General features: G+C 69.3%; 25 protein-coding genes. 12 read left to right on the top strand and 13 right to left on the bottom strand.

Annotation, left to right across the window (positions count from 1 at the left end; all coding sequences use genetic code 11):
- Nucleotides 1-114 precede the first annotated feature (114 nt).
- The 6 genes from nth to AC0662_RS19820 all read left to right on the top strand — a co-directional run bounded on the left by nth (nucleotide 115) and on the right by AC0662_RS19820 (nucleotide 4,728).
- Complete coding sequence (nth, locus tag AC0662_RS19845; protein ID WP_452204070.1) at nucleotides 115-879, top strand: endonuclease III; 765 nt, start codon at nucleotides 115-117, stop codon at nucleotides 877-879.
- Nucleotides 876-1,460 carry a TlpA family protein disulfide reductase gene (locus AC0662_RS19840; RefSeq protein WP_452204071.1) on the top strand — a complete coding sequence of 195 codons (585 nt, stop codon included), beginning with the start codon at nucleotides 876-878 and terminating at the stop codon, nucleotides 1,458-1,460. Before nth ends, AC0662_RS19840 begins: the two co-directional genes overlap by 4 nt.
- A gap of 118 nt (nucleotides 1,461-1,578) precedes the next feature.
- Nucleotides 1,579-2,349, top strand: a complete 771-nt coding sequence (locus AC0662_RS19835; RefSeq protein WP_452204072.1) for an NUDIX hydrolase — start codon at nucleotides 1,579-1,581, stop codon at nucleotides 2,347-2,349.
- Nucleotides 2,346-3,518 (top strand): MarP family serine protease, encoded by a 1,173-nt coding sequence (locus tag AC0662_RS19830; RefSeq protein ID WP_452204073.1) that lies wholly within the window; start codon nucleotides 2,346-2,348, stop codon nucleotides 3,516-3,518. The genes AC0662_RS19835 and AC0662_RS19830 overlap by 4 nt, the downstream gene beginning before the upstream one ends.
- A 36-nt stretch (nucleotides 3,519-3,554) precedes the next feature.
- The gene (locus tag AC0662_RS19825; RefSeq protein ID WP_478302287.1) at nucleotides 3,555-4,070 is read left to right on the top strand and encodes a SigE family RNA polymerase sigma factor; all 516 of its coding nucleotides are present in this window, start codon (nucleotides 3,555-3,557) and stop codon (nucleotides 4,068-4,070) included.
- 1 nt (nucleotide 4,071) lies between these two features.
- A complete protein-coding gene (locus AC0662_RS19820) occupies nucleotides 4,072-4,728 on the top strand; it encodes a hypothetical protein (RefSeq protein WP_452204075.1) in 657 nt (218 codons plus the stop codon).
- On the opposite strand, the gene AC0662_RS19815 is transcribed toward AC0662_RS19820, so the two are convergent.
- The 4 genes from AC0662_RS19815 to AC0662_RS19800 form a co-directional block, all read right to left on the bottom strand.
- Nucleotides 4,694-5,572 (bottom strand): alpha/beta fold hydrolase, encoded by an 879-nt coding sequence (locus tag AC0662_RS19815; protein ID WP_478303416.1) that lies wholly within the window; start codon nucleotides 5,570-5,572, stop codon nucleotides 4,694-4,696. The genes AC0662_RS19820 and AC0662_RS19815 overlap by 35 nt on opposite strands.
- A gap of 50 nt (nucleotides 5,573-5,622) precedes the next feature.
- Nucleotides 5,623-6,066 carry a phage holin family protein gene (locus AC0662_RS19810; RefSeq protein ID WP_452204076.1) on the bottom strand — a complete coding sequence of 148 codons (444 nt, stop codon included), beginning with the start codon at nucleotides 6,064-6,066 and terminating at the stop codon, nucleotides 5,623-5,625.
- Nucleotides 6,067-6,117: 51 nt separating this feature from the next.
- The gene (nhaA, locus tag AC0662_RS19805; RefSeq protein WP_452204077.1) at nucleotides 6,118-7,332 is read right to left on the bottom strand and encodes a Na+/H+ antiporter NhaA; all 1,215 of its coding nucleotides are present in this window, start codon (nucleotides 7,330-7,332) and stop codon (nucleotides 6,118-6,120) included.
- Nucleotides 7,333-7,401: 69 nt separating this feature from the next.
- The gene (locus AC0662_RS19800; protein ID WP_478302284.1) at nucleotides 7,402-8,064 is read right to left on the bottom strand and encodes a haloacid dehalogenase type II; all 663 of its coding nucleotides are present in this window, start codon (nucleotides 8,062-8,064) and stop codon (nucleotides 7,402-7,404) included.
- 49 nt (nucleotides 8,065-8,113) lie between these two features.
- Between AC0662_RS19800 and AC0662_RS19795 the strand changes: the two genes are divergently transcribed.
- Entirely contained in the window at nucleotides 8,114-8,695 is a 582-nt protein-coding gene (locus AC0662_RS19795; RefSeq protein ID WP_452204079.1) for a TetR/AcrR family transcriptional regulator, read from the top strand.
- Here the strand turns inward: AC0662_RS19795 and AC0662_RS19790 are convergent.
- Nucleotides 8,688-9,644 carry a glutathione S-transferase family protein gene (locus tag AC0662_RS19790; protein WP_478302282.1) on the bottom strand — a complete coding sequence of 319 codons (957 nt, stop codon included), beginning with the start codon at nucleotides 9,642-9,644 and terminating at the stop codon, nucleotides 8,688-8,690. The genes AC0662_RS19795 and AC0662_RS19790 overlap by 8 nt on opposite strands.
- A 198-nt stretch (nucleotides 9,645-9,842) precedes the next feature.
- Between AC0662_RS19790 and AC0662_RS19785 the strand changes: the two genes are divergently transcribed.
- Nucleotides 9,843-10,601 (top strand): GntR family transcriptional regulator, encoded by a 759-nt coding sequence (locus tag AC0662_RS19785; RefSeq protein WP_452204081.1) that lies wholly within the window; start codon nucleotides 9,843-9,845, stop codon nucleotides 10,599-10,601.
- 24 nt (nucleotides 10,602-10,625) lie between these two features.
- On the opposite strand, the gene AC0662_RS19780 is transcribed toward AC0662_RS19785, so the two are convergent.
- The gene (locus AC0662_RS19780; RefSeq protein WP_452204082.1) at nucleotides 10,626-11,300 is read right to left on the bottom strand and encodes a sugar isomerase domain-containing protein; all 675 of its coding nucleotides are present in this window, start codon (nucleotides 11,298-11,300) and stop codon (nucleotides 10,626-10,628) included.
- Between the two features lie 45 nt (nucleotides 11,301-11,345).
- Nucleotides 11,346-11,957 carry an NAD(P)-dependent oxidoreductase gene (locus tag AC0662_RS19775; RefSeq protein WP_478302280.1) on the bottom strand — a complete coding sequence of 204 codons (612 nt, stop codon included), beginning with the start codon at nucleotides 11,955-11,957 and terminating at the stop codon, nucleotides 11,346-11,348.
- A gap of 80 nt (nucleotides 11,958-12,037) precedes the next feature.
- Between AC0662_RS19775 and AC0662_RS19770 the strand changes: the two genes are divergently transcribed.
- Both AC0662_RS19770 and AC0662_RS19765 read left to right on the top strand, forming a co-directional pair.
- Entirely contained in the window at nucleotides 12,038-12,391 is a 354-nt protein-coding gene (locus AC0662_RS19770) for a winged helix-turn-helix transcriptional regulator (protein WP_478302278.1), read from the top strand.
- A 56-nt stretch (nucleotides 12,392-12,447) separates the two neighbouring features.
- The gene (locus AC0662_RS19765) at nucleotides 12,448-12,888 is read left to right on the top strand and encodes a MarR family winged helix-turn-helix transcriptional regulator (protein WP_452204085.1); all 441 of its coding nucleotides are present in this window, start codon (nucleotides 12,448-12,450) and stop codon (nucleotides 12,886-12,888) included.
- Between the two features lie 48 nt (nucleotides 12,889-12,936).
- Here the strand turns inward: AC0662_RS19765 and AC0662_RS19760 are convergent, their stop codons facing one another.
- Nucleotides 12,937-13,086, bottom strand: a complete 150-nt coding sequence (locus tag AC0662_RS19760; protein ID WP_452204086.1) for a hypothetical protein — start codon at nucleotides 13,084-13,086, stop codon at nucleotides 12,937-12,939.
- Between the two features lie 222 nt (nucleotides 13,087-13,308).
- On the opposite strand from AC0662_RS19760, the gene acs reads away from it, so the two are divergent.
- Nucleotides 13,309-15,312 (top strand): acetate--CoA ligase, encoded by a 2,004-nt coding sequence (gene acs, locus AC0662_RS19755; RefSeq protein ID WP_452204087.1) that lies wholly within the window; start codon nucleotides 13,309-13,311, stop codon nucleotides 15,310-15,312.
- Between the two features lie 50 nt (nucleotides 15,313-15,362).
- Here acs and AC0662_RS19750 read toward each other — a convergent pair whose 3' ends face one another.
- The gene (locus tag AC0662_RS19750; protein ID WP_452204923.1) at nucleotides 15,363-15,878 is read right to left on the bottom strand and encodes a DUF402 domain-containing protein; all 516 of its coding nucleotides are present in this window, start codon (nucleotides 15,876-15,878) and stop codon (nucleotides 15,363-15,365) included.
- Nucleotides 15,875-16,591: a class I SAM-dependent methyltransferase gene (locus AC0662_RS19745; protein ID WP_478302275.1), complete on the bottom strand. Its 717-nt coding sequence runs from the start codon at nucleotides 16,589-16,591 to the stop codon at nucleotides 15,875-15,877. The genes AC0662_RS19750 and AC0662_RS19745 overlap by 4 nt, the downstream gene beginning before the upstream one ends.
- Nucleotides 16,592-16,735: 144 nt before the next feature.
- On the opposite strand from AC0662_RS19745, the gene AC0662_RS19740 reads away from it, so the two are divergent.
- A complete protein-coding gene (locus AC0662_RS19740; protein WP_452204919.1) occupies nucleotides 16,736-17,176 on the top strand; it encodes a hypothetical protein in 441 nt (146 codons plus the stop codon).
- A gap of 13 nt (nucleotides 17,177-17,189) precedes the next feature.
- On the opposite strand, the gene AC0662_RS19735 is transcribed toward AC0662_RS19740, so the two are convergent.
- Genes AC0662_RS19735 through AC0662_RS19725 form a run of 3 tightly spaced genes read right to left on the bottom strand, consistent with a single transcriptional unit; the run spans nucleotide 17,190 to nucleotide 19,099 of the window.
- Nucleotides 17,190-17,387 (bottom strand): hypothetical protein, encoded by a 198-nt coding sequence (locus tag AC0662_RS19735; protein WP_478302273.1) that lies wholly within the window; start codon nucleotides 17,385-17,387, stop codon nucleotides 17,190-17,192.
- Between the two features lie 11 nt (nucleotides 17,388-17,398).
- Nucleotides 17,399-18,352, bottom strand: coding sequence for a sigma-70 family RNA polymerase sigma factor (locus tag AC0662_RS19730; protein WP_452204915.1), 954 nt, complete (start codon nucleotides 18,350-18,352; stop codon nucleotides 17,399-17,401).
- A gap of 39 nt (nucleotides 18,353-18,391) precedes the next feature.
- A complete protein-coding gene (locus AC0662_RS19725) occupies nucleotides 18,392-19,099 on the bottom strand; it encodes a hypothetical protein (RefSeq protein WP_478302271.1) in 708 nt (235 codons plus the stop codon).
- Nucleotides 19,100-19,131 lie beyond the last annotated feature (32 nt).

Below are 19,131 nucleotides of genomic sequence, written 5' to 3'. Positions count from 1 at the left end.
TGACCACGACTCCGGACGTGGGATCGGCCACGCCCGTCGACCGATATGTGTACACCCGGTCGCCACAAAACCGTAGCCCCTCGGGTGTCGGGACCGCCACGTAGGCTGGCCTGCATGCCATCCCCGCGTGTCGCGGAACCGCTCTCACAGGTCCCGCTGAAGCTTCCCCGTAAGGCTCCGGTCTTTGTTGACGAGACCCACACCCAGCTGGTCCGCCGGGCCCGCAAGATGCACAAGGTGCTGACCGAGACGTACCCGGACGCGCACTGCGAGCTGGATTTCAGCACCCCGCTCGAGTTGCTGGTGGCCACCATCCTGTCCGCCCAGACCACCGACGTCACGGTGAACAAGGTGACCCCCACCCTGTTCGCCAAGTACCCGACGGCGCAGGCGTACGCCGAGGCGGACCGTGACGAGATGGAGGCGATCCTCAAGCCGACCGGGTTCTTCCGCGCGAAGACGAACAGCGTGATGAAGCTCGGCCAGGCCCTCGTCGACGACTACGACGGCATCGTGCCGAACAAGCTCGACGAGCTGGTGAAGCTCCCGGGCACCGGCCGGAAGACCGCGAACGTGGTGCTCGGCAACGCGTTCGGCGTCCCGGGGATCACGGTCGACACGCACTTCGGCCGCCTGGTCCGGCGCTTCGGGTGGACCGCCGAGGAGGACCCGGTCAAGGTCGAGCACATCATCGGCGACCTGTTCCCGAAGAAGGACTGGACGATGCTGTCGCACCGGCTGATCTTCCACGGCCGCCGCCGCTGCCACGCGAAGAAGCCCGCCTGCGGTGCCTGCCCGATCGCCCAGTGGTGCCCGTCGTACGGGACCGGGCCGACCGATCCCGAGGCCGCCGCGAAGCTGGTGAAGGTCCCCGCGTGAACCGTCGTACGACGCTGTGCGTGATCGGCTGGCTGGTCGCCGGACTGGTCCTGGCGTCGTGCGGTACCGACAAACCCGGAGCGGCCCCGTCCGACGCCCGCAGCGTGGTCGCAGGCGCCGACAAGCTGGCGGCCTGCCCGTCGACCCCGTCGAAGCCGCCGGCCACCAAGGGCCTGCCCGACGTCAGCCTCCCGTGCCTCGGTAGCGGGCCGGACATCCGGCTCGCCGACCTGCGCGGACCGCTGGTGGTCAACGTCTGGGCCCAATGGTGTACGCCGTGCCGCGCCGAAGCGCCGTACCTCGCGAAGCTCGCGAAGTCTGACTCGGTGAAGATGCTCGGGATCGACTACGACGACCCGCGGCCGGAGCTCGCGGTGAAGTTCGCGGCCGCGGAGGGCCTGGCGTACCCGCATCTCGTCGACACCGAGAAGGCGATCAAGCAGGCGCTCCGCGTCGGCGGCCCGCCACTGACCGCCTTCATCGACGCGGACGGCACGGTTGCCTACGTGCACCGCGGGGTACTCACCTCGCAACAACAACTCGACCAGTTGGTCAAGGACAAACTCGGAGTGACGCCATGACTCTGTCCTTGGCCGGGCCTCCGGCGCCGGCGTGGTCATGGGGCTGTAACTCCCGGCCTTCCCTCGTCGCTCCAGTCGCTGCGCTCCCTGCGCTCCTCAGTCCAGGCCGGGAGGCCCCATGACCTTCGAAGGCGTGGAGATCCCCGAGTGGCTGCAGACCTTGGCGAAGGCGTCGGATGACGTCGATCCGAGCCAGTTGTCGCGGTTCCTGCCGCCGGACGATCCGGCGGTGCGGAAGTCCGCGGTCCTGATCTTGCTTGCTGATGGCAACGACGGCCCCGAGGTGCTGCTCACCGAGCGGGCCTGGACGTTGCGCACGCACGCCGGGCAGATGGCGTTCCCGGGTGGTGGCGCGGATCCCGAGGACGGCGCCGGTGACACCGGTCTGGTCCGGACGGCGCTGCGTGAGGCCGAGGAGGAGACCGGGCTCGACCCGACCGGCGTCGTACCGTTCGCGGTCTGGCCGGCGCTCTGGGTCCCGGTCAGCAACTTCGGCGTGTCGCCGGTGCTGGCCTGGTGGCGGGAGCCGTCGCCGGTCGCGGTGATCGATCCGGCCGAGGTCGCGTCGGTGCACCGGGTGCCGCTCGCCGCGCTGACCGACCCCGCGAACCGGATCAGCTGCCTGCACCCGAGCGGCTTCACCGGCCCGGCGTTCACTGTTGGCGACCTCTACATCTGGGGGTTCACGGCCGGCCTGCTGGACAAATTGCTCCTGCTCGGTGGGTGGTACCGCGACTGGGACCCCTCGAACGTCGTACCGTTGCCCGACCGACTGGTCGAGGCGGCCTGGCGGAGCGACGGGCGACGGCCGGAGGACGTGCGGCGGATGACCGCCATCGAGCATGATCTAGGTCAGGCGCGCGGTGACAAGCCGGAAGGCGTGGAATGAGCTGGCTCGACTGGGCGGTGCTGGGTACGGCGGCACTCGTGGCGATCTCGGGGTACGTCGAGGGGTTCGTGCTCGGCGCGTGCGCCACGCTCGGCCTGCTCGGCGGCGCGGCCGTCGGCGTCTGGGGCGTGCCGCGGATCCTGGATCATTTCTCACCGAGCGTGACGGTGTCGTTCGCCGCGCTGGTGCTGGTGGTCGGACTGGCCGCGCTCGGCCGGATGCTCGGGGCGCTGATCGGCACCAGAGTGCGGAACAGGTTGTCCTGGAAGCCGATCCGATTCCTCGACGCGCTCGGCGGTGCCGCGCTGGCGGCCGCGTCGGTGCTGATCGTCGCCTGGGTGCTCGGTGTCGCGGTGAGCGGTGCGCGGATCCCGAGCGTGACGTCGGCGGTGCGAGGTTCGGAGGTGCTGGCGAAGGTCGACCAGTTCCTGCCGGAGAGTGCCGACCGGGCGTTGCAGTCGTTCAACGACGTCGTCAACACCGACCTGTTCCCCCGGTTCCTGGACCCGTTCGTCCCGGAGCGGATCCGCGAGACGCAGCCGCCGGACAGCGCGATCGCGCGGCAGCCGAACGTGCGCTCGGCGTACACGCGGATCGCGAAGGTGACCGGGGTGGCGAGTTGCTCGCGCGGTCTCGAGGGCAGCGGGTTCGTGTACGCGCCGCAGCGGGTGATGACGAACGCGCACGTCGTCGCCGGGGTCAGCGAACCGAAGATCGAGGTGAACGGGAAGAAGTACGACGCCCGGGTCGTGGTGTTCGACCCGGAGACCGACATCGCGGTGCTGTACGTGCCGAAGCTGACCGAGCAGCCACTGTCCTTCGACTTCACCGGTAAGGCCGACGACCCGGCGGTCGTGCTCGGCTACCCGGAGAACGGCCCGTTCGACTCCGAGCCGGCCCGGATCCGGTCCGAGGAACGGCTCCGCGGCCCGGACATCTACGGCGACAGGACCGTCACCCGCGAGGCGTTCTCGATCTGGGCGTCGGTCCGCCCGGGCAACTCCGGCGGCCCCCTGCTGTCCTCCAAGGGCACGGTGTACGGCGTGGTCTTCGCGGCCTCCGTCGAGGACAACCGCACCGGCTACGTCCTGACCGCCCAGCAGGTCTCGGACGACGCCCGCGACGGCACCACCGCGACCCAAGAGGTCTCCACCCAGTCCTGCACCTGATGCAGCAGGCCCGCAGCATCGTCGCGTTGAAAGGGCATGACGGTGACGACGAGCGGGGTGAGACCGGCGCTCCTGTACGACGACGTGGTGCGGGCGAACGAGCGCCGGCTGCTGCGGCTCGGGCTGATGCTGACCGGAAACGTGCACACCGCCGAGGACCTCGTCCAGACGGTGCTGGAACGGGCGCATCGCAAGTGGGCGCGGATCGGCGAACTGGAGCGCCCTGAGGCGTACCTGCGGACCATGGTGCTCAATGAGTTCCTGAGCTGGCGGCGGCTGCTCAAGAACCGCGAAGTACCGCTCGCCGAGCCGATCGAGCAGCCTGCCGACGACGACGTCAGCACTCGCCATGCGCTGCGCGACGCCGCGTGGCGGCTGCTCGCTCAGCTGCCCCGCAAGCAACGCGCCGTCCTGGTCCTGCGGTACTACGAAGATCTCGCCGACGCCGAGATCGCCGAACTGCTCGGGGTCGCGCCCGCTACCGTCCGCTCGAACGCCGCCCGCGCGCTGGCCACTCTGCGCGACTGCCTGTCCGCCGAGGAGGCGATCTGACATGCCCAACCTGACCGACGACGAGCTCGGCACTCTGCTCCGGGAGACGTTCGCCGACCGCGAGCAACTGGCCGACAAGTTGCCCGAGACAACCGAACCGGTGAGACGCCGCACCGCGGTCCCGATCCTGCTTGCGGCCGCCGCCGTCCTCGCGGTCCTCGCGGGAGTCCTGTACGGCGTCAGCCGGGTCGGAGCCGCGGCACCGCCCGAGCCCGCCGCGTCCACGCCGGCACCGGCCCGCACGTCCACGGACGATGCCCGGATCTGGGCCGCCGGTCTCAGCACGATGCTTCGGACCGTGCGGCCGATCGACGGCTGGCGATCGGTGGTCGTGCTGGACCTGTCCGACGTCGGGAAGAACCATGTCCGGAAGGGCCCGCCGATCTCTCCGGAACAGCGCGCGCTGCTCCGCCGGCTGGTCCGCGAGACCGCTCCGATCCAGTACCACGCAGAGATGTCGCCCGCTCCGGCGACCTGCGGCGACAACCGCATCGGCGTGGTTCAGCTCAGCGATGTGGTCGACAAGGGCGACCACGCCGAGGTCGATGTGAGCCTGTTCTACAACTGCGGGCGTTGGATGACTGCGAAGTATCGCGTGGAGCGGCGGGGGGCCGGCTGGGTCGTTACTGCGACTCTGGAGCAGCGCCGGGATGGCTGACGGTGGCCAGCCAGTTCAGCAAAAGCTTGTTGAACACGTCCGGTGCTTCCTCATGCGGGAAGTGACCGGCGCCGGTGATGAGTTCGTGCCGCAGTGGCGCCGCGACCAGATCCGGAGGAGTGGTCGCGGTGGGGCTCACCGCTGAGTCCTGAGCGCCCTGCAGTTGCAGAACGGGTACGGCGACCGGCGTGCGCATCGTCGCGGAGTACTTGCGGCCGTCCGGACGGAAACGCGACCGGGCGAACCACCGGTGGTACTCGAGCGCGCAGTGCGGCGCCGGCCAGACCTGCAGCGCGGCGCGGTACCGGCGTGACGCCTCGGCGTCCGGGAACGTGCCGCCCGGCGCGGCCCACGCGCGGAGCAAACGTTCGATGTGGAGCCCGTCCTGCGCCAGCAGCCGCCGCTCGGGCAGGATCGGCAGCTGGAACCACGCGCTCCGCGTCATCGCCTTCGTCTGCCCGGACCGCGTCAGCAGCAGCGGATGCGGGGCCGACACCGCTGCGAGTCCACGGACCTGCCGCGGCGTCAGTACGGCGGCCGACCACCCGATGAACCCGCCCCACCCGTGTCCGACCACGACCGCGTCGGTCGCGCCGAGCGATCGGATCACGCCGGAGACGTCGGCGGCCGCGGTGTACGGGTCATAACCACGCGGGGTCTTGTCGCTGGCGCCGTACCCGCGCAGGTCCATCGCGACGGCGCGGTACCCGGCGGCCGCGACCACCGGCAGCTGGTGCCGCCACGCCCACCAGAACTCCGGGAAGCCGTGCAGGAACAGGACGAGTGGATCGTCCGCTGCACCACATTCGGCGACATGGAACCGGGCCCCGTTGGCCGCGACCAGTGAGTGCGACCAGGGGCCGTCGACCAGGAGGTCGACGACACCCGCCGGGCTCAGCGCCGGACGCCCGGCTCGGGCAGGGCCACGCGCTCGTCGGTGCCCTTGCCGATCGCCTTCAGCACCTCGACCGACTCCTTCGAGGACTCGATGGTCCGCTGCGGACCCTTTGCGCTCTTCAGCGCCCGCCTCCCGATGAACACCAGGATCGCGCCGACCACCAGGTACACGCCCGCGACGATCAGGAACGCGATCGCTGGGTCCAGACCCGCCGCGACCAGCCCGTACGCCGCGGCGATCGACAGCAGGACGATCGCGAGCAGCGCCAGGAACGCGGCGCCGGCGAACATGCCCGCTCCGGTGCCGGCCGCGACCGCGGTCTTCTTCAGCTCGGTCTTCGCGAGTTCGACCTCGCCGCGGACCAGGCTGGACAGGTCCTTGCTGACGTTCGCGACCAACTGGCCGACTGTGGGCTCGTCCCCGTTCTGCCCCATCGACATCGCAACTCCTTCCGACAGGTCCGTGCCCCGACACTACCGTCCGCAGCCGAGTCAATCGGCGTACGCGCGGTTTCGGCGAGCCAGGAATGCCGAGGCGATCAGTGCGGCCAGCACCGAGGCGATCAGGACGGCGGCCTTGGCGCGCTCGACCTGGGCCTCGTCGGAGCCGAACGCCAGCTGGGCGATCAGCAGCGCGACGGTGAATCCGATACCGGCGAGGACTGACACCGCGCCGACGTCCCGCCAGGCCAGGTCGGAGTTCAGCTCGGCTCGCGTGAACCGCGCGGTCAGCCACGATCCGCCGAACACCCCGATCGCCTTCCCGAACAGCAGGCCGGCCGCCACACCGATCGCGACCGGGTCGGTCAGCATCTGCCGTACGGCGCCCCCGCTCAGCGTCACCCCGGCGGCGAACAAGGCGAAGAACGGTACGGCGACGCCTGCCGACCACGGCCGCAGCCGGTGCTCGATCCGCTCGGCCGGCGCGTGCTCCTCACCCGGATCCGCGACCACGCGGGTGACGAGCCCGAGCGCGACGCCGGCGATCGTGGCGTGGATCCCGGACTCGTGCATGAACCACCAGGCCGCCACCGCGATCGGCACGTAGAGGAACGGGGTCCGGACGCGGCGCCGCTGCAGGACGTACCAGAGTGCGATCAGCGCGAGCGCGGCGAGCAACGAGAGCAGGTGGAAACCGTGCGAGAAGAAGACCGCGATCACCAGGATGGCGCCGAAGTCGTCGACGACAGCGAGCGTGAGCAGGAACGCCCGCAGCGCGCTCGGCAGGGAGGACCCGACGATCGCCAGCACCGCGAGGGCGAACGCGATGTCGGTCGCGGTCGGCACCGCCCACCCGTGCGGATTGCCGTTCCGGGCCACCACGTTCACGATCAGGTAGATGATTGCCGGAAGCACCATTCCGGAGATCGCCGCGATCACCGGGACGACCGCCTCGCTGAGCTTCGACAGCGTGCCGACCACCAGCTCGCGCTTCAGCTCGACGCCGGCCAGGTAGAAGAACAGCGTCAGCGCGCCGTCGGACGCCCAGCCCTCGACGGTCAGCGGACCGACCTGGGTGTCGCTCAGGTGGTGGTACGCGTCCTGCCAGGGCGAGTTCGCCCAGACCAACGCGATGATTGAGGCCGCGAGCAACAACAGCCCGCCGGTGGTCTCTGCACGCAACGTGTCGGCGAGGAACGCGCGTTCGCGCCCGAGGATGCGGGGGAACGCGCGCTTCTTCCGGCGGATCCGAGGGTGCTGGCTCATGAACGGCCCTTCGTTCGGGGTCGGTCGGACGACGCCGACCAGACTTCCCGGCACACCCTGCGAAGCAGTTTACCCGCTGATCGCGCTCGCCAGGCCCTCGAAGTCTCCTACGACGAGATCCGGGGCGAGGAACGCGCGCGGGTACGGCGTACTCCGCCGGTCGATGTAGAACCCCTGCATCCCGGCGCGGCGGGCGCCGTCGATGTCCCAGGGGTGGACCGCGGCGAGGCCCATCCGGTCGACCGGTACGCCACAGACCTCGGCGGCGTACCGGTAGGCGTCCGGGTGCGGTTTCCAGCGCTGGGGCACCGAGACGTCGAGCCGGTGCTCGAGCAGCGGCATGATCCCGCCGTCGGTGAACACGCCCGTCGACATCGCCGCCGATCCGTTGGTCAGTGTGACGATCCGCACACCGGCCTCGTGGACCCTCCGCAGTCCCGGAGCGACGTCGGCGTGCAACGGCAGCCTGGTGAACCCGGACAGCACGCCGTCGACCCGCTCGGTGGTCGGCTCGATCCCGGCCGCGACGAGCTGTGCCTCCAGGAGTTCGGCGGCCAGTTCGCGGAAGTTCGCGTACGCGCCGGCCGCGGTCAGCGCCAGGCCGTCCCGCAGCGTTGCCGCGAACCACGCGTCGAGCTCGTGCCGCGGCAACCCCGCCGCCTCGAACCCGTCCCGCAGCGGCTCCATATCGGTCAGCGTCTCGTTGACGTCCAGCACCAGTACGTCGATCATCACGGCTCCTCGAATCTTGGATCGGTCGTTCCAAGATATGATGCTGGGTATGCCGGATGTCAAACACTTCGACGAGGCCGCGGCGCTGGCCGTCGTCGAGCAGCTGTTCTGGCGGCGCGGAAGCGCGGCGACCGGGATCCAGGACGTGGTCGCGGCGACCGGGCTCAGCCGGTCGAGCCTCTACAACGCGTTCGGCGGCAAGGACGCCCTGTACGCGGCGGCCGCCCGCCGGTACCTCGAGCACCGGTCCCGGCCGATGTTCGACGAGCTCGCCGCCGACCGCCGGGGGCTGGTGGCGGTGCGCGCGTTCTTCGACGAGCTGCTGCGGCTACGGCTCTCCGGCGAGTACGCCGGCTGGGGCTGCATGATGTCGAACGCGAACGCCGAGAACCCGCCGGACGCCGTACGGGCGGTGCTGACCGAGCATCACGACGTACTGCGGGATTCGCTGGCCGCCGCGCTGAAGGTTGCTCAGAGCAACGGGGAGTTGCGCTCCGGGGTCGAGGTCGAGGGAGCGGCGGAGATGCTGACCCTGCTCGCGTATGCCGTGAACCTGCGCTCGCGGTCCGGGGCGACGCGAGCGCAACTGCGGTCGGCCGTGACTGCCGCGCTGACCGCTCTGGCTAACTGAGCCAGACCGACGGGTCCGGGCCCTTCGGGACGATGCCCGTCGGGTTGATGGTGTCGTGGGTGACGTAGTAGTGCCGCTTGATCTGGTCGAAGTCGACGGTCTCGCCGAAGCCGGGGAGCTGGTAGAGCCGGCGCGCGTACGCCCAGAGGTTCGGGAACTCGGTCACCTTCTGCCGGTTGCACTTGAAATGCCCGTGGTACACCGCGTCGAAGCGGACCAGCGTCGTGAACAAACGGACGTCCACCTCGCGCAGGGTGTCGCCGAGCAGGTACTCCCGGTCCGCGAGCCGCTCCTCCAGTACGTCGAGCCGCGCGAACAGAGCGTCGTACGCCGCCTCGTACGCCTCCTGACCCGTGGCGAACCCGCAGCGGTAGACGCCGTTGTTCACGTCCCGGTAGATCTCTTCGATCAGCTGATCCATCTCAGCCCTCGCGGCGTCGTCCGCCGGGATGAGTTGCGGCGCGTCCGGGCGGTGGAAGTCGGTCCACTCCGTGGAGAGATCGAGAGTGATCTGCGGGTAGTCGTTCGTGACCACTTCGCCGGTCAAGGTGTCGATGATCGCGGGCACGGTCACGCGGCCGTCGTACGCCGGGTCGGTGCGGTGGTAGGCGTCGGAGAGGAACTCGATCCCGAGCACCGGGTCGCGGCCGGCCGGGTCCAGCGTGAAGCGCCAGCCGCGCTCGTCGCGGATCGGGTCGACCACCCCGAGGCTGATCGCGTCCTCCAGGCCGAGCAGCCGGCGGACGATCACCGACCGGTGCGCCCACGGGCAGGCGAGGCTCACGATCAGCCGGTACCGCCCCGACTCGACCGGCCAGCGGCCCTGGTCGTCCGGTCCCGCGCCGGGAGCCGCGGTGGACTCCCGGCTGATCCGGCCGGTGAATCTGTTGCCCTGCCGTTTCCACTCGCCGGTCGTCGACGTCTCCTGTGCGAACTGTGCCGGGGTCATAGCGTTAAAACTACCCGCGCTGTGAATTGGCTGGGCCTGTGGATCGTCACTGGCCGTGAGACGGCCGTGGACGTTACAGTCGGCTGAGAAGGTCGTTCGCGACGTTGTGGTCGCGAGCGGCTTGCGCGGTACGACACACCGCGGCCCGCGTCCCCCGGCAACCGGTTTGCCGGGCAAATTCCCAGGGATACTGACCTCATGGCCCGCCCACGGAACAACCCAGGCGATCTCGCCGAGCTCCCCACCGAGCTGCGGACCGATCGCCCGAAGGGTGACCAGATTCGCGAGATTCTGGAGAACCTCACCCGCTCGCTGGCCGTCGGCACCGTGCTGCCGTCCGAACGGGTCCTGGCCGAGCGCTTCGGTGTCGCTCGGATGACGGTCCGCCAGGAGGTGGACCGGGTGGTCGCCGAGGGCCTGGCCAATCGCCGCCCCGGTGGCGGCACGTTCGTCGCCGAGCCGCGCCCGTCCCGGATGCTTGCCTCTTCGTTCAGCCAGGACATGGCGAACCGTGGCATTCAGCCCGGCGCCAAGGTCCTCGAGCACCGCGTCGGCGCGGCCGACGAAGACCTCGCCCGCGAGCTCGAGGAGCCGATCGGTACCCCCGTCCTGCACCTCGTCCGCCTCCGCACCGCGGACGGTGAGCCGATGGCGGTCGAGCGCACGGCCCTGTCCCTGCAGCGCTACCCGGGTCTCGACGAGATCGACTTCGCCGAGAAGAGCCTCTACACCGAGCTCTCCACGCGGTACGGCGTGAGCCTCGGCATGGTCTCCGCCTCCATCGTCGCCGCCCCGCCGGAGCCGGGCGACGCTGAGCTCCTCGAGATCGACCGCACCACCCCGTGCCTGATCATCACCTCGGCGCCGCGCACCGCGAGCGACCAGGTGATCGAGTTCGGCCGGTCGGTCTACCGCTCCGACCGCTACGACATCACCGTCGCCTACCGCGCCACCTGATCGCTACACGCTCAGGCTGCATCGCTACACGTTCAGGCTGCGGAGGATGTTCGGGGTCTGACCGCGTTCGGTCAGGCGAGTGACGATCTCCACGGTGAGGGCCTGCAGGAGCAGGGCGCCGATCATCGTGGAGGTGGCGCCGGTGGGTTCGCCTGCGCCGGGGACCTCGATCAGGGCGTCGCCGGGGACGCCGCAGTTGTCGATGACCACGTCGGCGGTCTCGAAGAGGCGCTGACCGCCGGGCGCGCGGGACGTGGTCGCATTGGAGTGGGCCAGCGAGGTCAGCGCGATGATCTGGGCGCCGCGTTCGCGAGCGCCGAGGGCGAACTCGACGGGTACGGCGTTGCGTCCGGAGTTCGACGCGATCAGGACGACGTCGCCGGCCTCGAGGTCGTTGATCTCGAGCAGGACCGCGGCGAGACCCGGCAGGCGTTCGAGCAGCGAGCTCTTCTGCAGGCCCTCGTGCAGCATCAGTCCGGGTTCGAGGATCGCCCGTACGTCGGCCAGCCCGCCGGCTCGTCCGTAGACCTCCTCGGCCAGCGCGTGGCTGTGCCCGGTGCCGAACACCCAGAACCGTTTCCCGCCGGCGAGCGCGTCGGCGACCAGGCCCGCCGCGACCCGGATCGCTCCCAGTTGCGTCTCGGCCGCGTGCTGCGCGATCGCCAACGCCTTGCCCAAGTACTCCTCCGCCCCAGCCATACGCCGAACCTATCGTCCGCCCGCCGGCCGCCGCGAGCATCCCGACTAGACCACTACCCCGATCGCCGTCCGATGGTGGGCCGGGTGGTCCACCTCGTCGACGAGCGCGACCGCGAGGTCGGCGTACGAGATCAGGTCGCCGGCGTTCGCCGGGGCGACCCGGTAGCCGCCCTTGAGGGACGGATCGGCGTGGTCGAAGTCGCCGGTCGGTGCGATCGAGACCCAGTCGAGGGACGAGGCCGCGAAGACGTCGAGGGCCGCCTGGTGGGCGAGGAAGAACGATCGGTACTCGCCCGGGTAGTCCGCTGCGTCCATCAGCAGCGTGCCGTCGGCGGTTGGGAGGATCGAGGCGAGACCGACCCAGACGAGCCGTCGTACCCCGGCCTTCTCCAGCCCGTCGACGAGCGCTCGCGCCGCCGCCGGGAAGAACACGGCCGGGTCGCTGCCGCCGTCGTAGACCGCCGCGATCACCGCGTCCCGGCCCGCCGCCAACTCCGCGATCCGCCCCGCGTCTGTCACGTCCCCGACGGCGACGCCCGCCTCCCGCGCATCCGCCGTACGGGCGACACCGACCACCTCGTGGCCTCGTCCGCGGGCCTCCTCGACCGCCGCCCGGCCGGTTCGTCCGCGGGCGCCGATCACCAGAACCTTGCTCACCGCAACCTCCTTGGAATGGGTACGGCGACGGTAGGCGGGAGGGTGGTTTCCGATTGGATACCTTGGCTACCGTGGTGGGTATGGAGGCGCTCCGAGCGGACATGTTCGAGGAGATCTGCCCGTCGACGCTGCTGCCGTTCCGGGTCGGCGGCGACAAGTGGGCGGCGCTGGTGCTGCGCTGTCTGGAGGACGGCCCGCGGCGGTACTCCGAGCTGCGGATCCCGCTGGCCCGGGTCAGCCCGAAGATGCTGACCCGGTCGTTGCGGTCGCTGGAGCGGGACGGATTCGTCCGCCGGACCGAGTACGCCGAGCCGGTCCGGCGGGTCACGTACGAGCTCACGGACCTCGGTCGGAGCCTGCTCGAGCCGCTCCGGGCGTTCTGTGGGTGGGCCGAGGAACACTGGGACGAGCTCCTGGACGCGCGCGAATCGTAGGTGGCGCCAACGCTGGGATCGCGGGGAAGGAACCCCTCAGCCCCTAGACTGCGCGGGTGGACGAGCAGACCCCGAACGCCCTGGCCCAGTTGCCGAGCTGGTTGCTGACCCAGAGTGCGGCCCAGGCACACCGGATCGTCACCGAGTCGTTCGCCTCAGGAGGTGCGCGGGCGTACCACTATCGGCTGCTCGCGACCCTGGTGGAGTTCGGTCCGGCCAGTCAGGCCACGCTCGGGCGGCGCAGTTTCATCGACCGCAGCGATGTGGTTGCCGCCCTCAACGAGCTGGAGGAGGAGGGCTACGTCGAGCGCAGCCCCGACCCGGCCGACGGTCGCCGCAACATCATCACGATCACCACGGCCGGCAAGCGCCAGTACCGGCGGCTGACGAACCTGATCGGCAAGGCGCAGGAGGAGATCTTCGCCCCGCTGTCCGCCACCGACCGGACCCGGCTGCGATCGATCCTCGGCAAACTCCTCGCCTATCACCAGGAGTAGCCGCACCCCGGTCGAGAGCTAGCCGGCCGGGAGTTACCAGGTCGAGAACTACCAGGTCGGCAGCTGGGCGCGGGCGTCCTTCTGGGTCCGCCGGACCCGCAGCTCGCGCGCGTGCACCCGGCGCCGGGCGGCCCGCGAGATCTTCCGGCCCTCGTCGGTCACGGCGGTCCGCATCGGCGTCGGCTGCGTCGGGTTCATACCACCTCCGATGCACACCGCACCCGTTTGGTTCCGCCGTCCGCCGGATTGCCTGAGATCCGGATTGCCTGAGAACCAGCCGCCGCTCGGCCCGGAATTGGTCCTGTTCGGCGCAGATTCGAAACGGCTCGTCGAGACACCGGTTCCGTGGCAAGGTCTGCGTTGGTAGAAAGGTAGCCGGGCGCTCCAGCGCGCCGAAGCCAGCGAGGAGGAGTCGTCGACGTGACGAATGCAGAGTCACCCCAGCCCGGTGCGCCGTCCGGGGCCCCGTCCGAGGCACTGTCGAACCTGATGCACGAGGAGCGCCGGTTCGAGCCGCCCGCCGAGCTCGCCGCGAACGCCAACCTGAAGGCCGACGCGTACGAGAAGGCCGCGGCCGACCTCGAGGGGTTCTGGGCCGAGCAGGCCAAGCGGCTGACGTGGGCCACCGAGCCGACCGAGACGCTGGACTGGAGCAACCCGCCGTTCGCCAAGTGGTACGCCGACGGCAAGCTCAACGCGGCGTACAACTGTGTCGACCGGCACGTCGAGAACGGCCTCGGTGACAAGGTCGCGTACTACTTCGAGGGTGAGCCCGGTGACACCCGCGAGATCACCTACGCGCAGCTCAAGGACGAGGTCAGCCAGGCCGCGAACGCGCTGCTCGAGCTGAACGTCAAGGCCGGCGACATCGTCGCCATCTACATGCCGATGATCCCCGAGACCGTGGTCGCGATGCTCGCCTGCGCCCGGATCGGCGCCCCGCACACGGTGATCTTCGGCGGCTTCTCGTCCGAGGCGCTGAAGGACCGGATCCTGGACTGCGACGCGCGCGTCGTGATCACCTCCGACGGCGGCTACCGCCGGGGCGCGGCGGCGGCGCTGAAGCCGGCCGTGGACGCCGCGCTGGTGGACTGCCCGGACGTCCGCAACGTGGTCGTCGTGAAGCGCACGGGCCAGGACACCGCCATGACCGAGGGCCGCGACCTCTGGTGGCAGGACTTCGTCGGCAAGCAGTCCACCGAGCACGCGCCGGAGGCGTTCGACGCCGAGCACCCGCTGTATGTGATGTACACCTCGGGCAGCACCGGCAAGCCGAAGGGCATCCTGCACACGACCGGCGGGTACCTGGTCGGCACGTCGTACACGCAGTGGGGTGTGTTCGACCTCAAGCCGGACACCGACGTCTACTGGACCGCCGCCGACATCGGGTGGGTCACCGGGCACAGCTACATCGTGTACGGCGCCCTCGCGAACGCGACCACCTCGGTGCTGTACGAAGGTACGCCGGACACGCCGCACCAGGGCCGCTGGTGGGAGATCGTGCAGAAGTACAAGGTGTCGATCCTGTACTGCGCGCCGACCGCGATCCGGACGTTCATGAAGTGGGGCGCCGAGGTCCCGGCGAAGTTCGACCTGTCGTCGCTGCGGGTGATCGGGTCCGTCGGTGAGCCGATCAACCCCGAGGCGTACGTCTGGTACCGCGAGCACATCGGCGGCAACAACGCGCCGGTCGTCGACACCTGGTGGCAGACCGAGACCGGCATGCACATGATCTCGCCGCTGCCCGGCGTGACGGCCGGCAAGCCGGGGGCCGCGATGCGGGCGATCCCGGGCGTGAATGTCGACGTCGTCGACGACGCGGGTCAGCCGGTGCCGGACGGCTCCGGCGGGTACCTCGTGATCACCAAGCCGTGGCCGGCGATGCTGCGGACCCTGTGGGGCGACGACCAGCGGTTCGTGGACACGTACTGGTCGCGGTTCCCGGGGATGTACTTCGCCGGTGACGGCGCCAAGAAGGATGAGGACGGCGACATCTGGCTGCTCGGCCGGGTCGACGACGTGATGAACGTGTCGGGGCACCGGCTGTCGACGACCGAGATCGAGTCGGCCCTGGTGTCGCACCCGAAGGTCGCCGAGGCGGCCGTCGTCGGCGCCTCCGACCCGACCACCGGGCAGGCGATCGCGGCGTTCGTGATCCTCCGCTCCGAGGCCGGCGACGGCGGACCGGACGTGGTCCAGGAACTCCGCAACCACGTCGCGAAGGAGATCGGCCCGATCGCGAAGCCGCGGCAGATCATGGTCGTGTCGGAACTCCCGAAGACCCGCTCCGGCAAGATCATGCGCCGCCTGCTCCGCGACGTCGCCGAGAACCGCGAGGTCGGCGACGTCACCACCCTCGCCGACTCCACCGTCATGGACCTGATCAAAACCAACCTCGAAGCCGGCAAGTCCGACGAGGACTGACCCCGCAGCACTCCAACAGGCCCCCGGTTCTTCCGGGGGCCTGTTCGTTTCTAGTCGCTGACCTTCTCGAAGAAGGACGGGAGCTGCTCGAGGGTCGTCACCTCAGGGGGTGGGAACTCGGCGGAGGGGCCGTGGGGGCCTTCTTCGGGGCCGCGGAGGTAGCGGTGGATGAACTGCTGGGTTGTGGTGAGGACCTTCGCGCACTGGGCCGGGGTGAGCTTGCCGGCGGTGAGTGCGTCGGCGAGTTCTTCGAGGTCGAGGATCTGGTAGCGGTTCTGCGCTGGCGGGATCAGGAAGTCGACGTACATGTCGTGGACCACCAGGCCCTGATCGGTGCGTTCGAGCTCGATCAGGTCGACGTACCACCAGCCCTCCATCGGGCCCGCGAACACGGCCGGCTTGGTGAGTTGGACGCCTTCGCCGAGGAGCAGGTAGCAGCGCTCGACGGTGGGACGCCCGGCGACTTGGTACTGCGGGAGGATGTGGACGTCGTACGCGACGACCTGACCGAGCTGACGGCCGGGACACCATTGGCCGGTGCGATGCAGAACCTGGACCTCGTTCACGCGGGCCGGGCCTGGAAGATGATGATGCCGACGTACTGCGACAACCACGCCTGCTTGTGCGGATAGCGCCGCTTGTTCTCCTCGGACAGCTGCGGCTCGAGCACCTGATCGACGCGAAAACCGTTGCCGGTCAGGGAATTGTGGATCGACGAGAACGTGTCGGTCGTATGCGTGATGGTGACGTCGGGGTTCCACAGCGACGGATACGAGTACGGCCCGACCGCGTGATACGCGTCGCCGATCCCCACCCCGTCCCGCTCCGACCGCTCCACGGCGTACCTGATCGGATGGGCCATCGACACCACGAGTACGCCGTCATCCGCGATCAGCGACCGCACCGCGCGCAGGGTTCGCGCGCGATCCCGGGCGTAGGCCAGCGACTGCAGGAACACGACCACGTCGAACCGCCGACCCGCCAGCGCGTCGATCTCGTCGAGCGCCGACAGGTCCCCCGTGAGGAGTGTGACGTCCAGATCGGCCGGCGGTCTGAGGAACTGCGCGCCGATGTCGACCCCGACCACGGCAGCGGCGCCGTGGTCCCGGACGAACTCGATCGCCTTCCCGCCGTTGCCGCAGCCGACGTCCAGGATCGTCTTTCCCTCGACCGAGCCGATCAGCGAGCGCTGCGCCTCCCACTCCATCAACTGGTCCAGGGAGTCCTCCCTGGCTCGGCGTTGTTCGTAGTCGGTCGTCAACGTCTGCCAGGGGTCCATCCCGCGAGGCTACCGGCTGGTGCACCCGCGATGGACCTACTGTCGTGCCGTGACCATCGAGGCCAAACGGATCGAGAAGACCAACCAGCCGCTCACCTGGGCGGTCCTGTTCCCGTCGCAGGCGTTCGCGCGGCCGGTGCAGCGATGACCGCCCTCGTCGCGATCATCCACGCCGGCCTCGCGGCGGCCTGGGTGGGTGGGATGGCGTACTCGCTGTTCGTCGTCCAGCCGAAGCTGAAGAAGTACTTCGGGAAGGACCAGGACGGCCGCGAGTCACTCACCACTGTGATTGCTTCAGGCAACCGGTGGAAGGTGGTCGGACTGATCGCGGCGATCGCGCTCAGCGGCGCCGTACTGCTGCTGCTGAATCACGATCACTGGCAGATCCACGCGGTCAAAGGCCTCCTGCTGCTGATCGCAACCGGCATCTTCTGGTACGTCTCCTGGCGCCACTGGCCGCAACGCGTCTTCGCGACGTCCGCCGAGCTCCCGGTCCTCCAGCGCCGTCTCATCGGCTTGGCAACGACCATGCTCGGTCTCGCCGGCCTCGCCTTCGCACTCGGCATCCTCTCGGTCCACCTCTGACAGGGAGGGCCGCTTATCGCCGGAGTCCGCAGAGCCCGGCTGCGACGCGGAACAGGTGAACGCGGTCCGATGGCAGATCTTCTTGCTGGTGGTAGATCTGCTGAAGCATGCAGTCGGCGGCGTCGGTCGATCCGAGCATCAGCTGGCAGAACAGCCGCAGTTGCGCATGCAGCGCAGCGTCGTACTCGGTGATGTCTCCCTGGTCGGGCATGCCGTCGCCCGTCAGAGTCCGAACAGCGGAAACAGTCCGGAGCCGTGGAAGGCGACGATCCGGCTGACGCCTCGGGGGCTGAGCGTCAGTACGTGCAGTGCGTGCGGATGATACGCGCCGTCGTGACCGCGGGCGTACACCGCGAAGGCAGGCTGTCCATTGGCGGAGGTCGCGACCAGTTCGGCCGGTCCGATCGTCGGCATCATTCTGGCCAGGAAGGCGACGACGGTGTCGCGGCCTTCGAACCAGGTCGCGATCGGCGGCATCTCCCAGCGTGCGTCCTCGGTCAGCACCGCGACGAGTTGATCGACGTCCGCGGTTTCGAAGGCCTTGGTGTACCGGTCGAGCAGAGCCCGCTGCTGTCGCTCGACAGGTTCGGTGAGGTCGTCTTCGCTGAGCGGAACCTGCGCCCGGGCTCGTTGTAAGGCGCTGTTGACGGCTGCGGTCGACAGGTCCAGCAGTTCCGCAACCTCGGCGGTTCGCCATTGCAGTACGTCGCGCAGGATCAGCACTGCTCGCTGTCGGGGCGGTAGCTGTTGGAGCGCTCCGACCAGGGCGAGCCGCATCGTTTGTCTTTCCACCACGACTGCTTCCGGATCGACCGGCGCGGCGGTGAACAGGAAATCGGGCATCGGCTGGAGCCACGGCACCTCTGGGGTTCGCTCGACCAGCCTGGCCTGCGGGTCTGCCTCGGGGGCACCGAGATCGGCGGGCAGTGGCCTGCGCCGGCTCTTTTCGAGCGCCTTGAAACAGGCCCGGGCCGCGATCCGATACAGCCAGGTCCGCAGTGACGACCTTCCCTCGAAGCCCTCGTAGGCTCGCCAAGCATCGAGAAGGACGTCCTGCACCACTTCTTCGGCCTCGTGGACCGAGCCGAGCATGCGGTAGCAGTAGGCCAGCAACTCTCGCCGGAACGGTTCGCTCACCGTTCCGAAATCCTCGCTGCCGGCTGTGGGTCCAACCATGGTGCGCATGATTCTCCCTGGTGTGGAGGGACAGCGGGATCAGCGGACGGTGATGTCGCCCAGGTCGATGGCGACCAGAACGACCTGGTCGTCGCCCATGGTGGCGTAGGCCCGGCGAGTGGTTGGGATGACGATGCCGTCGACGGTGCGGTAATCGGCGGCGTACAGCTGTGACTCGGTGCCGGGGTCGACGATGTCGATGGCGAAGTCGTGGCGGCGCAGCAGCCCGTCCGGCCCGAAGCAGAAGACCTGTTTGCGGGTGTGGGTCTTGATGTGGTCGGGGAACGTCACGCCGAGCCGCCGCCAGGTTTCACCGTCGACCTCGATGGGCGCGATCTCCTCGCAGACGAACCCCGGTGAGGTGAGCAGGAACGGTGTGTTCAGGTACGTCCACAGAGCTTCGCCGGTGAAGTACGCCAGATGCAGATCGTCCCACGGCGTCTGGAACTGATGGCCGTCGAACGATCGTTCCGGGTCGTCCCGCGCGTCGACCACGGTGCCGTCGAGCTGCTGCAGCTCGACCCTGTCGGGCTGGAAGAGCGTCCGGCGGTCTTGACCGACGAAGTCCATGGTCACCTGTTCTCGGGTCGTGTCCACCTCGAAGCGGATGGCCTTCAGCGCATCGCTCTTTCCTTTGATCTGCCAGAAGGCACCGGTGATGGCGGCGTCGACGCGGAGCGCCCGGATCCGATTCCATCGGTCCATACCACCGTGTGCGGCGACCGCGCTCGCCAGGAGATCGTTCATTGTTCACACCTCTCATAAGGGGTGCTCCGGCC

This window comes from Kribbella sp. NPDC043289 (assembly GCF_056436705.1).
The sequence above is the reverse complement of the archived record's forward strand: the minus strand, read 5'-3'. Positions and strand labels throughout refer to the sequence as shown.